The following is a 14,009-nucleotide window of genomic DNA, read 5'->3' as shown; positions in this document are numbered from 1 at the left end:
AATGAAAGCAAAACTATTAACAGTAATAAGCTTAATTACATTAGCATTTACGATTACTGCTTGTGATGATAATACTCTTGAATTAGGAGCTTCAATAACACCTAGTTCTGACAGTTTAAATATTTCTACTGCTACATTTCCTGTAAAAACGTGTTCTGTAATTGCAGATTCCGTATTAGCACGGACTACAACAGGTTACTTAGGAAAAATTAAGGACCCTGAAACAGGCTCTTATATTACGGCAAATTTTATGTCTCAATTTGGAACTTTGGAAAATTATGAATTTCCACCAAAAGATTCTATGGTTAGTAAAATAAATGGAGAAATTGTTGCCGATTCTTGTGAAATACGTTTATTCATTAACAAGTATTATGGTGATTCTCTAAACTTGATGAAAATCACTGCATATGAACTTGGAAAACCTGTCGAAGAAGGAACAAACTATTATTCAAATTATTCAATAGAGGACCATGGCTATATCAGAAGTACTTCGCAAGGTGGAATACAGAAAGACAAGTCATTCACGATTGTTGACTTGAATGAGGATGTTGACACGCGTAATTCTTCTTCTTACTCTAAAAACATACGAATAATGCTTAATTCAGAGTATGTTGATAAAGATGGGGTAAAATATAACAATTACGGTACATACCTAATGCGTAAATACTTTAATGACAGTTCGAAGAAAAACTATAAAAATTCATATAACTTCATTCACAATGTATGTCCAGGATTTTACTTCAAACTCAAAAGCGGATTAGGTAATATGGCATATATATACGTGTCCGAGTTAAACGTATATTTCAGATACAAAAATGATTCTACGATAAAAGGCGTCTCTACTTTTGCTGGTACAGAAGAGGTTTTACATACAACAAATATTATTAATGACACAAAAAGCATTAGTAAACTAGCTGAGGACAATACAGGTACTTATATCAAGACGCCATCTGGAATTTTTACAGAGATGGAAATTCCTGTCAATGACATATATCTTAATCATAAGAATGACACTATAAACAGTGCTAAAATAGTTCTTACCCGTATTAACAATAGTTCTCAAGATTCATACAATCTGGACGTACCATCAACATTGCTTATGATAGAGAAAGACAGTCTTTATAATTTTTTCGAAAAGGAAAAGATTGCAAATTATAAGAATTCGTTTTTAGCATCATATTCATCATCTACCAATACGTATACATTTAATAATTTCTCTGGATTAGTTTCGCGTATGGAAGATGCTATGGTAAAAGGAATGGCAACAGACCCTGAATGGGAAAAGAAACATCCTAATTGGAATAAAGTTCTTCTTGTACCCGTTGCAACAACATACAATACCACAAATTCATCATCTGTACTTACAAAAGTTGTACACGATATGTCTTTAAGCAGCACAAAACTTATAGGAGGAAATACAAATTTGACTATCAGCGTTGTATATAGTAAATTTACCAATATCAAATAATGGCAGATAATTTTCTTGAAAAGCAAATGGCTGAATACGAGAAGAAAAAAGAGCTATGGCTTAAAAATAAAAAACATGTTCATAAAAAGGTGGATATCAATAGAAATATAGAGAAGCCTGAAGATGAAACTTTATAAAGCAAAAGACGCTGGTAGATTACCAGCGTCTTTTTATTTTTAGATTATTCTAAGATATTAAACTTTGCAAATTTAAGTAGTAATTGTTTGGTACCAGAATTTTTAAATTCCACTGTAGCCTTGGCATTTTCTCCGGCTCCTTCAATTTTAAGTACTTTACCAACTCCAAAACGCTGATGTTCAATTAAGTTACCCTCAACTAATTCATTTCCTAAACGAGAAGGATTATTTTCAAAATCCAGACTAGAAGATGCCTTTGCAGCCAAAACAGATTCACGATTAGCACTATTTCTATTTACCGGTTTATATCCGGCATTGCGCAGTTTTTCCTTAAAACTATCAGAAAATATTTCTTTAGGATTTTCTCTTTTAGGTATACTAGTAATTTTGATTTTATCATCTGCAATGAACTGGTGAGCCACCGGATGGGGATTTTGATTTTTAGGATTACCATAACTCCTATCGCTACCAAAACCGCCACCCATTCCACCATAACTAGGCATATCTGAATATTTTCCAAATGATATTTCAGAATCAATTTTTAAATAATTAGGATCTATATCTCTAATAAATCTAGAAGGTGTATCATATTCCATTGTACCATATCTAAAACGATTCTGTGCACAAGTTAAGATACAATGTTTTTCTGCTCTGGTAATAGCTACATATAAGAGTCTTCTTTCTTCCTCCAATTCACGAGCACTGTTGCTGCTCATCGGACTTGGAAAGATATTTTCTTCTAATCCAACTACAAATACAGTAGGAAATTCCAATCCTTTAGCACTATGTATCGTCATAAGAGTAACACGCTTAGCATCTACATCTTTATCACTATCAAGATCAGTAAGTAAAGACACTTCTTGGAGGAAATCAGATAGAAGGACATTATCGCCTTGACCCTCTTCTCTCCTACTCTCAACAAAATCTTGCATTCCACTTAAAAATTCTTGTAAGTTCTGCTGTCTTGAAAGACCTTCCTGGTCAGAATTTGAGTATATATCATTGCTGATGCCCGATAACTTTATAATTTCAGTTCCTAGAGTATAAGCATCTTTATTACTCGCATCGTCTATAAAACTTTGTATCAAATCTTTAAATCCGGAAATTTTGGTAGCGGTACCTTTATTTACTCCAAGAGCAAATATTACAGGATTTGATATTACCTGCCATAGACTGACTGCATTATGTGCGGCACTTTCAATTATCTTTAATACAGTTGTATTGCCTATTCCTCTTGTAGGATAATTTATTATCCTCCTAAAAGCTTCCTCGTCATCAGGATTTGCTACAAGTCTGAAATATGCAATGATATCTTTTATTTCCTTGCGCTGATAAAAACTCAATCCGCCATATATTCTATATGGTATATTCATCTTACGCATAGCCTCTTCAAAACTACGACTTTGAGAGTTTGTTCGATAAAGTATTGCAAAATCATTATATTCTAATTTTTCAATACGGTGTAGACGCTGAATATCATTACATACAATAAGAGCTTCTTCTTTATCACTATATGCAGGTTTCAGTATGAGTTTCTCGCCTTCATTATTTTCGCTAAAAACATCCTTTGGTATCTGACGAGTATTATGCTTAATCAGACTATTAGCTGCTTGTACAATAAGCTGAGTAGAACGATAATTCTGTTCCAACTTAAACAGTTTGGGATTTTTATACATCCCATTAAAATTCAATATATTATCTATATTTGCTCCACGAAAACTATATATACTCTGCGCATCATCTCCAACTACACATACCTGTTGACGCTCTTTAGTAAGTTGAAGAACAATAGACTGCTGTACAAAGTTTGTATCTTGATACTCATCAACAAGTACAAAATTAAATTTATTGACATATTTTGAAAGTACATCAGAATGATTCAAAAACAAAAGCCATGTATTAACCAACAAATCATCAAAATCCATCGCATTAGCCTTACGACATCTTTCACAATAAGTCATATAGATCTTTTCCATCTCAGGAGTTCTTGTCGTTTTATCACGATCAACAAGTTCCTTATGATTTGGATAATCACCTGCAAGTATAAGATGATTCTTAGCCATGCTTATCCGACCTGATATCGTTGCCGGCTTGTATACCTTATCATCCAACTGCATCTCTTTTACTATAGCCTTTACCAACGAACGCGAATCAGAATCATCATATATTGTAAAATTAGAATTATATCCTAAATGAAATGCTTCAACTCTCAATATCCTAGAAAATACAGAATGAAAAGTACCCATATTCAACTGAGCTGCTAAATGCTCGCCAACAAGCTTACCTATACGAGATTTCATTTCACGCGCAGCCTTATTTGTGAATGTGAGAGCAAGAATATTCCATGGTTTCATTCCGTTCTGCAACAAATATGCAATTTTATATGTAAGCACACGTGTCTTTCCCGAACCAGCTCCAGCTATAACTAACGATGGTCCATCACAGTATAAGACAGCCTCACGTTGACTATCGTTAAGCGAATCAAGTATAATATTATCATTCATTATTTTACAAGTCTTATTACACGAATACCTGTTTGAACAGGATGTTGAGATAAATAATTGGCAAAAGTCATATTTTCCTCTACAACTCTATGATGCAATTGAGACGCATTGAGGAGATGTAATCCATCATTATGCCATACAGCGATACCAACATGAGAAGTATCTAGTCCTTTCTTATTTGTTATTATAGCTATAATGTCACCATCCTTTACAGCCTTGCGCATAATAATATTATTACGCACCATATATTTAGGTATATACTTATATCTACGACCATTAAGAGAATGCTCCACAATTTTAATTTTGGGTACTAACCTTGGATTTGCTTTAAGCATTGAGTATTTTTGATAGTTATCACTCATAAATCCGACATTAATTATCTGTGTAGCCATAAATGGTGGATCTGGAGACTGTATCTCATGAACCTCTCCCTTAAGTGTATTATCTATAATCCAATCGGTAAAATAATGAAGCCTTGATGAATAATCCTCTATTTTTCCACCTCTATATCTTAACTTTTTAACAGTATTAACATAACTCTGAAAATCATATTTATGATTTTTAGCACAAATTGAAAAAGCAGAAACTGCCTCTACATATGTGTAACAGTCTAATTGATGAAGATTTATAATGAGCCTTTCTCTTTTTGAGATATCCAACGTATGAGCCACATAAGGAATTCCAATCAATTGTCTTGCAAAAAAAATCATATAGTTCGTATTAGAAGGTTGATTTTTTGCCTTTTTAAGGAGTTTAACCACTAATGCTGAATCATGTGAAGAACATGAGTAGTCGTCTGCCGAAACGAAACCACATACTACTAACATAAATAAAACTAAAACTATCTTTTTCATATCAAGTACAAAAGTAATTAATTATTATCGTTTACCGAAATTATACCCAATGTAAATGTTCATTGAGCCAAAAACATTATTTGTAGAAAATCTCTCTTTATTATAATTATAGCTATGTAGTATACAACTACCTCCAAAATAGTATTTAGAGTTATTCCATATAAATCCAAAACGCCCTACACCATCAAGATTAAAGTTACGAAAATTAAATATTTTAGATGACCTTGCATCTGATTGCTCCACATTTCCTATAGAATTTTTATAACCCAAAGCCAGTGAAAGCGAAGCTGCCAATAAGAAATTTTTAGACAGGACAAGATTATATGCGTAACCACCAGAAACAGAAAGGTCGGTATATTTTACCTTCTCAAACATTAATCCACTATCCAATTTTATTTCCGGTTGTTTTGTATAATCTTTTACAATATTCTGCAATGACACATAGTCAAGCGATAAAGAATGTTGAGTATATCCTATACCAAGAAGTGCAGATCCACAACTTTTCTTCTGCCTAGTACTCTGACTGAAAGCTGCAGGGTAAGAAAATTTATAATGATTAAAAATATAGTATAAATTGAAGCCTTTAATTCCTACGTTAATACCACTAAAACTAACTCCATCAAGGGCAGATGTATCAATGCCTCTACCCAAATATGAATTTTGTATTCTATATGAACTACCTGTATTTCGAAAGAAAATGTCAACACCAATAAGCGAACTATAAAGACTTAAGTTAAACTCTGTTTTGGTATTCTTCATTCCGGTTGAACCAACTCTACCCATATCGACCTGATATCCGAGAAAGATCCATCTCCATCCTAAATATGGTCCAAGTTTTATGGCTGGTTTTGGAGCAAATCTAAAGTACTGCCCCGACTTGCCCTGCAGTTTATACATCTCATAAGTAAATGTATTCTGCATCATAACTGTATAGTTATATTTTTGAGGCTCTATGTAATTTGTATCTACATCATTGAAGGCTTTCACTATATTGTAAACAGTATTATATATGCCAACATGCTTTTTAGTCTTTACACATATAGAATCACTTCCTGCCAATACATATATTGACAGAAAACAAAATAGAACTAATATATATATGCGCCTGATAAACATCTAGAACTTTCCTAAAATTCTATCCATAACCCAGTTAACAGGCGTTGCCGATATGCTTGTGCATGCACAGACACCAATACCCTGCAAATCCTCTATTACCGATTTAATAATAGGCAACTGTACATAAGAAGGATTTGGAACAACTATATTTGTAGAACCATCAGTTGTTATAAGCTGTATAGGATCATAGTTATATACCGAAAAGCTTAACATTCCTTTGTCTCCAATCACTTCTATTCTGTCTTCCTTAGCACTCTCATGACCTACAAAGCACCACGATGCACTGCCTGGAAGTCCACTCTCAAAACGGAAACACGCACTTACACTGTCTTCAGTAGTATAAAGTCCGCCACGATTAGCGCATATACCGTCAGCCTGTGTAATTACGCCGAATAGATCCTGAATCAAGTCCAACTGATGTGGGGCTAGGTCGTAAAAATATCCACCTCCAGCTATATCTGGCTGCAACCTCCAAGGCAGACTTTTTGAAGAATTATAATCAAGATCTCTCGGAGGACAGGCAAATCTAATCTGAACATTCTGTACTTTGCCGATTAATTCGTCGTTTATAATTTTCTTTACGCGCTCAAAATATGGAAGATACCTACGATAATAAGCCACGAAACATGGTACTCCGGTCTTTTCCGAAACCTGATTTATACGCGCACAATCTTCATAACTTGCCGCCAGTGGTTTTTCCACATATACAGGTTTACCGGCCTTCATCGCCATAATAGCAAACGTTGCATGACTAGATGGAGGAGTCGCTATATATATCGCATTTACTTCAGGGTCATCAATAAGTTCGAGAGGATCTGTATACCATTTCTTAATACCATGTTTTACTGCGTATGAGCGTACCTTATTCTCATTTCGACTCGTAACAGCAACAACGGTAGAACCTTCAACCTCATTGAATGCGGGGCCACTCTTCTTCTCTGTAACCTCACCACAACCGATAAAGCCCCATTTTATAATTTTCATACCTTATTTTTAATTTCTTTAATGCAAAGATAATAATAAAATTACTATCTTTGCACGGTATTAGAATAAAATATTAGGAAATAAATGAAAAAAGAAGATAATTGTCTATTGTATAAGAGCCGCAGCTATAGTGCATGCGTCAAAGCTGGATACAATCTGTTTACTGATAATTTCCGTAAGTTATTCAGTTCTACATGGATTTTAGTATTAATTGTATCTTTATTAAAATCTGCCATCGAGGCATCTGGTTTTTCCTTAATCGCCACGATTAGGCATATAGAACCTGTACACATGATTGTAATTTATACGATTTTAGTATTACTAGAAATCGTATCATCTTTTATTCTGTTTGGAATTATATTCTATCTGTTCCAACAGCACAAACAGACGGGTACATATTCACGTTGCTCACTAAAGGGTGCATATAAAGGTATCGTCCATTTCAGTATCAGGAGCTCCAAATTATTTGTTTGGACAATATTATTGTATACACCTATTGTCATCGCTACCTGTTTTTTTGCAATAAGAATGATACCATTGCAATTTTCAGATCCTGCAATGCACAAATATTTAATATTATCAATATTATCCTTTATACTGTTCTTAATCTTTTATTTACCATTCGTTTTCCTTATGGTAAAATACATGATAGAAGACAAATCACATTCTTGGTCGGTTATTACTAAAGGATATAAAGATGGAATAAGCCATTGGGGCTTTTCATTTGCGGTAATCTTTCTTTCATGGCTCATTACAGCAATAGCAGTACTTATTATTAATATGCCTGAACTTGTTATTCACCAGGCAAATATCATATCACAAAATGGAGTACTTGAAGGTGATCCAAGCGGACTCCCTAACTACTTTGGCATACTTGTCTTTATTGTTTCATCTATAATAACATTTATGGCTCAGTATGCAGGAATTGCATTTTTATTCCCAATATACTATATGTATGGTTCAATAGAAACACAGAAAATAGAGAAGGTAGATTTTGAAAACAATATAGAACAATAAAATGAAAAAGAAAAGGGTTTTATTTATAGACAGAGACGGTACTCTTATCCAAGAACCTGCAGATGAGCAAATAGACTCATTTGATAAACTCAAGTTTACTAAAGGCATGTTCAAAAATCTAGGTTTTATACATAGTAAATTAGATTTTGAATTCATAATGGTATCAAATCAAGATGGTCTAGGTACGAACTCTTTTCCAGAAAACACTTTTTGGCCTGTACAAAACTTTATAATTCAAACCCTTGATGGAGAAGGCATTACCTTTGACGAGATTCTTATTGACAGACATTTTCCAAACGATAACGCCCCTACTCGTAAACCTAATACAGGATTAGTAGAAAAATACATCAACAACCCAGAATATGACTTGTCTAGTAGTTATGTAATAGGCGACCGAGATACTGATAGAAAATTTGCTGATAATATAGGATGTAAATCACTTATACTAGGCAAAGATGGTATGACTTGGGACAAAATAGCAGAGATACTTTTTGCCGGTGAGCGTATAGCAGAAGTAAAGCGCACCACAAAAGAGACTGATATTTATATAAAAATAAATCTTGACGGTACTGGTAAATGCAATATATCAACTGGTCTAGGTTTCTTTGATCATATGCTCGAACAAATTGGCAAACATGGCATGATGGACTTGACCATTCAGACTAAAGGAGACTTATATGTCGACGAGCACCATACGATAGAAGATACGGCCATAGCACTTGGTGAATGCATTCTGCAGGCACTTGGTGATAAACGTGGAATAGAAAGGTATGGCTATTGTCTGCCTATGGATGATTGTCTATGTCAGGTTGCTATTGATTTCGGTGGACGGCCATGGTTAGTTTGGGACGCTGAATTCAAAAGAGAAAAAATAGGAGAAATGCCTACAGAAATGTTCATTCACTTCTTTAAGAGTCTAAGTGATTCTGCTAAAATGAATCTAAATATTAAAGCAGAGGGAGCTAACGAACATCATAAAATTGAAGGAATATTCAAGGCTCTTGCGCGTTCTCTTAAAATGGCTGTACGAAGAGATATTTACCACTTTGAACTGCCTAGTACAAAAGGAAAATTATAAAATAAACGTCACTTTACCACTACCCTTTTGTTTATCGACTTTTCAGAGTTAACACAATACCACTAAATACCACTTAAGTACCACTTATTTGGTATTTAGTTACTATTATATTACAACTTTATTGTAACTTGTTGATGATTTATATACAGGTATTTGCATTCAAATTCTATCGAAACTTTCATTTATATATAATAGAAAATCATTTGTACTACAAGCACATATCATAAACTATATATCTGCAAACCTACTATGAATAAAGTCAATAGTTATGCCATGAAATGTAATAACTATACTCCAACACTACAATAGCTATGCTCCAATACTGCAATAGCTATGTTATTACCATGTCAAAGCTATACTCCAACAATACAAAAGCATAGCTTTACTTAATATGCACATATAGACAGTGGCATTAGAGTGGCATTTGGTGAAGGCTTTTATAATATTATATAATTATAAATATTTGATACACAATCATTTATATAGATAGTGGCATAGTGGCATTGTTTTTCATAAGAAATTATTGGTTGAAACATATAGAAACACAAAAACCTAAAGACTAATCTTTAGGTTTTTGCGGTGCGTACGAGACTCGAACTCGTGACCTCCTGCGTGACAGGCAGGCATTCTAACCAACTGAACTAACGCACCTGATAGTATCTATTCTGTTTTGCGGTTGCAAAGGTATTAATATTTTTTTAATTCCCAAAATATTATGAGACTTTTTTTCATAAGATTTAAAAAAACTTTTTTCTCTTATCTATACACCTTATTATAAAAAAGACAAGCTTCATCTTTTATTATTTTAATGGCATCATGCATAATTAAAAAGAAAATATGATTTATATTTTGTACTTTAAGTCTTTTTTTATAATTTTGCTGCTATAATAATAATTTAAATCATATTGATATGTTCGGATTAGGTGCACAAGAGATATTAGTTATCGCTCTTATAATATTACTGTTGTTCGGCGGTAAGAAGATTCCTGAATTGATGAAAGGTCTTGGTAAGGGGATTAAGAGTTTTAAAGATGGTATGAATGGTATTGAAAACAACAACGATAAAAAAGAAGAAGAAAATGATAAAAAGGAAGAAGGAAACGATACCAAGAGCAAAAACGATGATGGAAACAAAAAAGAATGAGCGTTAAGGACGGGAAAGCAGATCTTGCTACATTTTGGGATCATCTTGATGAACTAAGAAGTTGCATCATCAGGGCTGTATTATTCACGATATTGCTATCGGCAATAGCATTCTGTATGAAGGACTTAATGTTTTCTGTGGTATTAGCACCAAGAAACAGTAACTTTATCACTTATAGGCTGCTCGGGGTGGAAGCATTCAGCATACACCTAATGAACATAGGACTAACCGAGCAATTCATGATACACATAAGAACAGCCATTTATTTTGGAGTTCTACTAGCATCGCCTTACATACTATACCTGATATTCAGATTCGTTTCACCAGCGCTATATTCAAACGAGAAAAGATATGCGTTATGGCTGATAACTAGTGCTTACATCATGTTCATGATTGGTACGTTACTTAATTATTTCCTTATTTTTCCACTTACATTAAAGTTTCTGGGAACATATCAGATTAGTTCAGATGTTGCCAATATGCTTACGATTCAGTCATACATAGACACACTGCTTATGATGAATATGATAATGGGAGTAATATTTGAAATGCCGGTAATGTGCTGGATAATGGCCCGTATGGGGATTATTACAGATTCATATATGAGAAAATACAGGAGACATGCTATTGTGTTAATATTAATTGTAGCAGCTATAATAACACCTACTACTGATGCGTTTACATTGTTTGTCGTCTCACTACCTATCTGGTTACTATATGAAGCCAGCATATTCATAGTTAAAATTGCAAAACCAAAAGAAATTAAAGAATAATTTAATACGATATGATACGAAAGGTTAGAATAACTCTTGCTACAGTCTTTTTCATTTTCACGACACTGTTGTTTCTTGACTTTACAGGTACAATACGTCATTGGATGGGCTGGATGGCTAAAATTCAGTTTATGCCAGCAATCTTAGCTGTTAACGCTGTAGTGATTGTAGCATTAATCCTGTTAACATTGATTTTAGGGCGTGTTTACTGTTCAGTAATTTGCCCATTAGGAATATTGCAGGATACTATTGCGAAAATACATAATATAAAAAAGAAAAACCGATACACTTATTCAAAAGCTATTTCGTGGTTACGTTATACGATGCTTATCATAATGATTGCAGCATTCTTTTCAGGTCTCGGTTCATTAGTAGCCTTATTGGATCCTTATGGATCGTTTGGAAGAATTGCCAGTAACCTTATTCAACCTATCTACGAATTAGTAAACAATATGCTTGCAGCGATAGCACAGCATTATGATAGTTACGCATTCTACAATGTAGATGTTTGGATTAAGAGTATGCCTACATTTATAATCGCAGTATCTACGCTTGTTATCCTTATAGTACTTGCATGGCGTAACGGAAGAACTTATTGTAACACGATATGCCCTGTTGGTACATTTCTTGGTATACTATCTCGTTTCTCGTGGTTAAAAATACATATTGAAAAAGACAAATGTGTCAAATGTGGACTCTGTACCAAAGGATGTAAAGCATCTTGTATAGATTTTAAGAATTACAAGATTGATTACAGTCGTTGTGTAGTATGTGGAAACTGTATAGATAAATGCCATAAAGATGCAATTCACTATAATCACAATAAAACAGGAGAAAATACTGAAAGAGAATCAAATAAGTCAGGTGAGTCTATAGATACTGGAAAACGAATGTTCTTATTAAGTGCTGCTATAGCAACAACTGCAGCAACATTAGCACAAAACAAAAAGAAAGTTGATGGTGGTTTGGCTGTTATTGTCAATAAAGTTGCCCCTGAACGACAAACTCCATTAACGCCACCCGGATCTATCAGTGCAGAAAACATGGCAAAACATTGTACAGGTTGTCAACTCTGTGTTTCAGAGTGTCCAAATGAAGTTTTAAGACCTTCTACAGACCTAAGTCATCTTATGCAACCCATAATGTCTTACGAGAGAGGATATTGCAGGATAGAGTGTACTAGATGTTCACATGTCTGTCCTACAGGAGCAATAAAACCGATATCTCGCTCTTACAAGTCATCTTTACAAAGGGGGCATGCTGTATGGATAAAGAAAAATTGCATACCAGTAACTGACCATAAATCATGTGGAAATTGCGCACGCCACTGTCCGGCTGGTGCCATAACTATGGTTCCGGTAAACCCTAATGACGAAAAATCTATTATGGTTCCTGCCGTAAATGAGGCTATTTGTATCGGCTGTGGAGCATGCGAGAATCTATGCCCTGCTCGTCCGTTCTCAGCCATTTATGTAGAGGGACATGAAATACACCATACAATTTAAACTATCAATAAGATGAAAGATTCTAATAAAATAAATAGACGTAAATTTTTAAAAGTATTTGGTGCTGGTTCTATCGGGGCTATTGCAGCAATGACCGGATGTAAAAATCCTCTTAAGAAAAACGCTGATTTATATAAGGAACAGGTAGAACCCCCTAAGGGAAAGATGACATATCGCATAAACCCACATACCAATGATAAAGTATCAATACTCGGATTTGGTATGATGCGCCTTCCCCTAGTAGGGTCAGACCAATCATTGGAAAGTACAGCTCCTGTAGATCAGGTAGCTCTGAATAAACTTGTAGATTATGCCATTGACCACGGGGTAAACTATTTTGATACCTCTCCGGCTTATTCACAGGGGAATTCCGAAAGTGCTACAGGTAAAGCACTTCACAGGCATCCACGGAATAAATATTATGTCGCGACAAAGCTATCTAATTTCGACCCTTCTACTCAGACGCGTGAAAAATCCATTGAAATGTTCAATGACTCGCTTAAATACTTGCAAGTAGATTACATAGACTATTACCTACTGCATGCAATAGGTATGGATGGTATGGATTCTTTCAAAAAGAGATATATAGATAATGGCATTCTAGATTTTCTTGTTGAAAAACGTAAAACAGGCAAAATACGCAACCTTGGATTCTCTTATCATGGAGATGTCAAGGTCTTTGACTGGTTAGTAGCAAATAACGATAAGTATCATTGGGATTTTGCACAAATAGAACTTAATTATATAGACTGGAAACACGCCAAGGAAATAAATGATATTAATACCGATGCTGAATATCTTTATAATGAACTTGACAAAAATGGTATTCCTGCAATAATTATGGAACCACTTTTGGGTGGACGACTGTCTAATTTACCGGTTCCACTTGCTAATGAAATCAAAAAACGTGATCCGGAACATTCTGTTGCCTCATGGGCTTTCAGATATGCGGCTTCGCCCAAAGACGTACTTACGGTATTAAGTGGAATGACTTATATGGAGCACCTGAAGGATAATCTTCTTTCATATTGTCCACTCAAGCCACTTACAGATTCAGATAAAGTATTCCTTGAGGATATAGCTTGTAAGATGATGGATATCAAGACAATACCATGCAACAACTGTAAATACTGTATGCCGTGCCCTTATGGAGTAGATATTCCCGGAATTTTTGTGCATTACAATAAATGTCAGAATGAAGGTCTCATGCCACAAAACACTAGAAGTCCTAATTACATTAAGTATCGTAGGGAATTTCTTATAGGAATGGATAGAAGTGTGCCCAAATTAAGACAGGCGGACCATTGTATTGGCTGTGGACAATGCAAACCTCACTGCCCTCAGAGTATAGATATACCTAAAGAATTACAAAATATTGATGTATTTGTAGAACAGCTTAAAGAAAATAAGAATATATAAAAACAAAATG

The 14,009-nt window shown here is 34.4% G+C and carries 12 protein-coding genes and 1 tRNA gene; 8 read left to right on the top strand and 5 right to left on the bottom strand.

The features are described 5' to 3' along the window. Nucleotide 1: 1 nt before the first annotated feature. Nucleotides 2-1,468: a DUF4270 domain-containing protein gene (locus tag XYLOR_RS03830; RefSeq protein WP_036877118.1), complete on the top strand. Its 1,467-nt coding sequence runs from the start codon at nt 2-4 to the stop codon at nt 1,466-1,468. After that, a complete protein-coding gene (locus XYLOR_RS03825; RefSeq protein WP_036877117.1) occupies nt 1,468-1,605 on the top strand; it encodes a hypothetical protein in 138 nt (45 codons plus the stop codon). Before XYLOR_RS03830 ends, XYLOR_RS03825 begins: the two co-directional genes overlap by 1 nt. A 44-nt stretch (nt 1,606-1,649) precedes the next feature. Here the strand turns inward: XYLOR_RS03825 and XYLOR_RS03820 are convergent, their stop codons facing one another. The 4 genes from XYLOR_RS03820 to XYLOR_RS03805 are packed head-to-tail and all read right to left on the bottom strand — an operon-like array spanning nt 1,650 to nt 7,063. After that, nucleotides 1,650-4,109, bottom strand: a complete 2,460-nt coding sequence (locus XYLOR_RS03820; protein WP_036877116.1) for an ATP-dependent helicase — start codon at nt 4,107-4,109, stop codon at nt 1,650-1,652. Beyond that, nucleotides 4,109-4,963, bottom strand: a complete 855-nt coding sequence (locus XYLOR_RS03815) for an N-acetylmuramoyl-L-alanine amidase-like domain-containing protein (protein ID WP_036877114.1) — start codon at nt 4,961-4,963, stop codon at nt 4,109-4,111. The genes XYLOR_RS03820 and XYLOR_RS03815 overlap by 1 nt, the downstream gene beginning before the upstream one ends. Before the next feature lie 24 nt (nt 4,964-4,987). Then, complete coding sequence (locus XYLOR_RS03810; RefSeq protein ID WP_036880637.1) at nt 4,988-6,022, bottom strand: DUF4421 domain-containing protein; 1,035 nt, start codon at nt 6,020-6,022, stop codon at nt 4,988-4,990. A gap of 57 nt (nt 6,023-6,079) precedes the next feature. Next, complete coding sequence (locus XYLOR_RS03805) at nt 6,080-7,063, bottom strand: Gfo/Idh/MocA family protein (RefSeq protein WP_036877112.1); 984 nt, start codon at nt 7,061-7,063, stop codon at nt 6,080-6,082. Nucleotides 7,064-7,147: 84 nt separating this feature from the next. Here XYLOR_RS03805 and XYLOR_RS03800 point away from each other — a divergent pair, with 84 nt between their 5' ends. Continuing rightward, nucleotides 7,148-8,080 (top strand): hypothetical protein, encoded by a 933-nt coding sequence (locus XYLOR_RS03800; RefSeq protein WP_036877111.1) that lies wholly within the window; start codon nt 7,148-7,150, stop codon nt 8,078-8,080. Between the two features lies 1 nt (nt 8,081). Then, complete coding sequence (hisB, locus tag XYLOR_RS03795; RefSeq protein WP_036877110.1) at nt 8,082-9,158, top strand: bifunctional histidinol-phosphatase/imidazoleglycerol-phosphate dehydratase HisB; 1,077 nt, start codon at nt 8,082-8,084, stop codon at nt 9,156-9,158. Nucleotides 9,159-9,735: 577 nt separating this feature from the next. Here the strand turns inward: hisB and XYLOR_RS03790 are convergent. Beyond that, a tRNA-Asp gene (locus XYLOR_RS03790) sits at nt 9,736-9,809 on the bottom strand. A gap of 259 nt (nt 9,810-10,068) precedes the next feature. Between XYLOR_RS03790 and XYLOR_RS03785 the strand changes: the two genes are divergently transcribed. The 4 genes from XYLOR_RS03785 to XYLOR_RS03770 are packed head-to-tail and all read left to right on the top strand — an operon-like array spanning nt 10,069 to nt 13,999. After that, entirely contained in the window at nt 10,069-10,302 is a 234-nt protein-coding gene (locus XYLOR_RS03785; RefSeq protein WP_036877108.1) for a Sec-independent protein translocase subunit TatA/TatB, read from the top strand. Beyond that, a complete protein-coding gene (tatC, locus tag XYLOR_RS03780) occupies nt 10,299-11,075 on the top strand; it encodes a twin-arginine translocase subunit TatC (RefSeq protein WP_036877106.1) in 777 nt (258 codons plus the stop codon). Before XYLOR_RS03785 ends, tatC begins: the two co-directional genes overlap by 4 nt. Nucleotides 11,076-11,086: 11 nt before the next feature. Further along, nucleotides 11,087-12,580, top strand: a complete 1,494-nt coding sequence (locus XYLOR_RS03775; RefSeq protein ID WP_036877103.1) for a 4Fe-4S binding protein — start codon at nt 11,087-11,089, stop codon at nt 12,578-12,580. Nucleotides 12,581-12,592: 12 nt separating this feature from the next. After that, nucleotides 12,593-13,999 (top strand): aldo/keto reductase, encoded by a 1,407-nt coding sequence (locus XYLOR_RS03770; protein WP_036877100.1) that lies wholly within the window; start codon nt 12,593-12,595, stop codon nt 13,997-13,999. Nucleotides 14,000-14,009: the final 10 nt, after the last annotated feature.

The sequence above is a fragment of the Xylanibacter oryzae DSM 17970 genome, from assembly GCF_000585355.1.
GTDB lineage: Bacteria > Bacteroidota > Bacteroidia > Bacteroidales > Bacteroidaceae > Prevotella > Prevotella oryzae.
Note: the sequence above shows the minus strand (reverse complement) of the source record. Positions and strands in the feature narration are given on the sequence as shown.

Bases quoted from the DNA above. Each gene is read 5' to 3' on its own strand.
- XYLOR_RS03830 (WP_036877118.1), top strand. From the start codon at position 2: ATGAAAGCAAAACTATTAACAGTAATAAGCTTAATTACATTAGCATTT.
- XYLOR_RS03825 (WP_036877117.1), top strand. From the start codon at position 1,468: ATGGCAGATAATTTTCTTGAAAAGCAAATGGCTGAATACGAGAAGAAA.
- XYLOR_RS03820 (WP_036877116.1), bottom strand. From the start codon at position 4,109: ATGAATGATAATATTATACTTGATTCGCTTAACGATAGTCAACGTGAG.
- XYLOR_RS03815 (WP_036877114.1), bottom strand. From the start codon at position 4,963: ATGAAAAAGATAGTTTTAGTTTTATTTATGTTAGTAGTATGTGGTTTC.
- XYLOR_RS03805 (WP_036877112.1), bottom strand. From the start codon at position 7,063: ATGAAAATTATAAAATGGGGCTTTATCGGTTGTGGTGAGGTTACAGAG.
- XYLOR_RS03800 (WP_036877111.1), top strand. From the start codon at position 7,148: ATGAAAAAAGAAGATAATTGTCTATTGTATAAGAGCCGCAGCTATAGT.
- hisB (WP_036877110.1), top strand. From the start codon at position 8,082: ATGAAAAAGAAAAGGGTTTTATTTATAGACAGAGACGGTACTCTTATC.
- XYLOR_RS03785 (WP_036877108.1), top strand. From the start codon at position 10,069: ATGTTCGGATTAGGTGCACAAGAGATATTAGTTATCGCTCTTATAATA.
- tatC (WP_036877106.1), top strand. From the start codon at position 10,299: ATGAGCGTTAAGGACGGGAAAGCAGATCTTGCTACATTTTGGGATCAT.
- XYLOR_RS03775 (WP_036877103.1), top strand. From the start codon at position 11,087: ATGATACGAAAGGTTAGAATAACTCTTGCTACAGTCTTTTTCATTTTC.
- XYLOR_RS03770 (WP_036877100.1), top strand. From the start codon at position 12,593: ATGAAAGATTCTAATAAAATAAATAGACGTAAATTTTTAAAAGTATTT.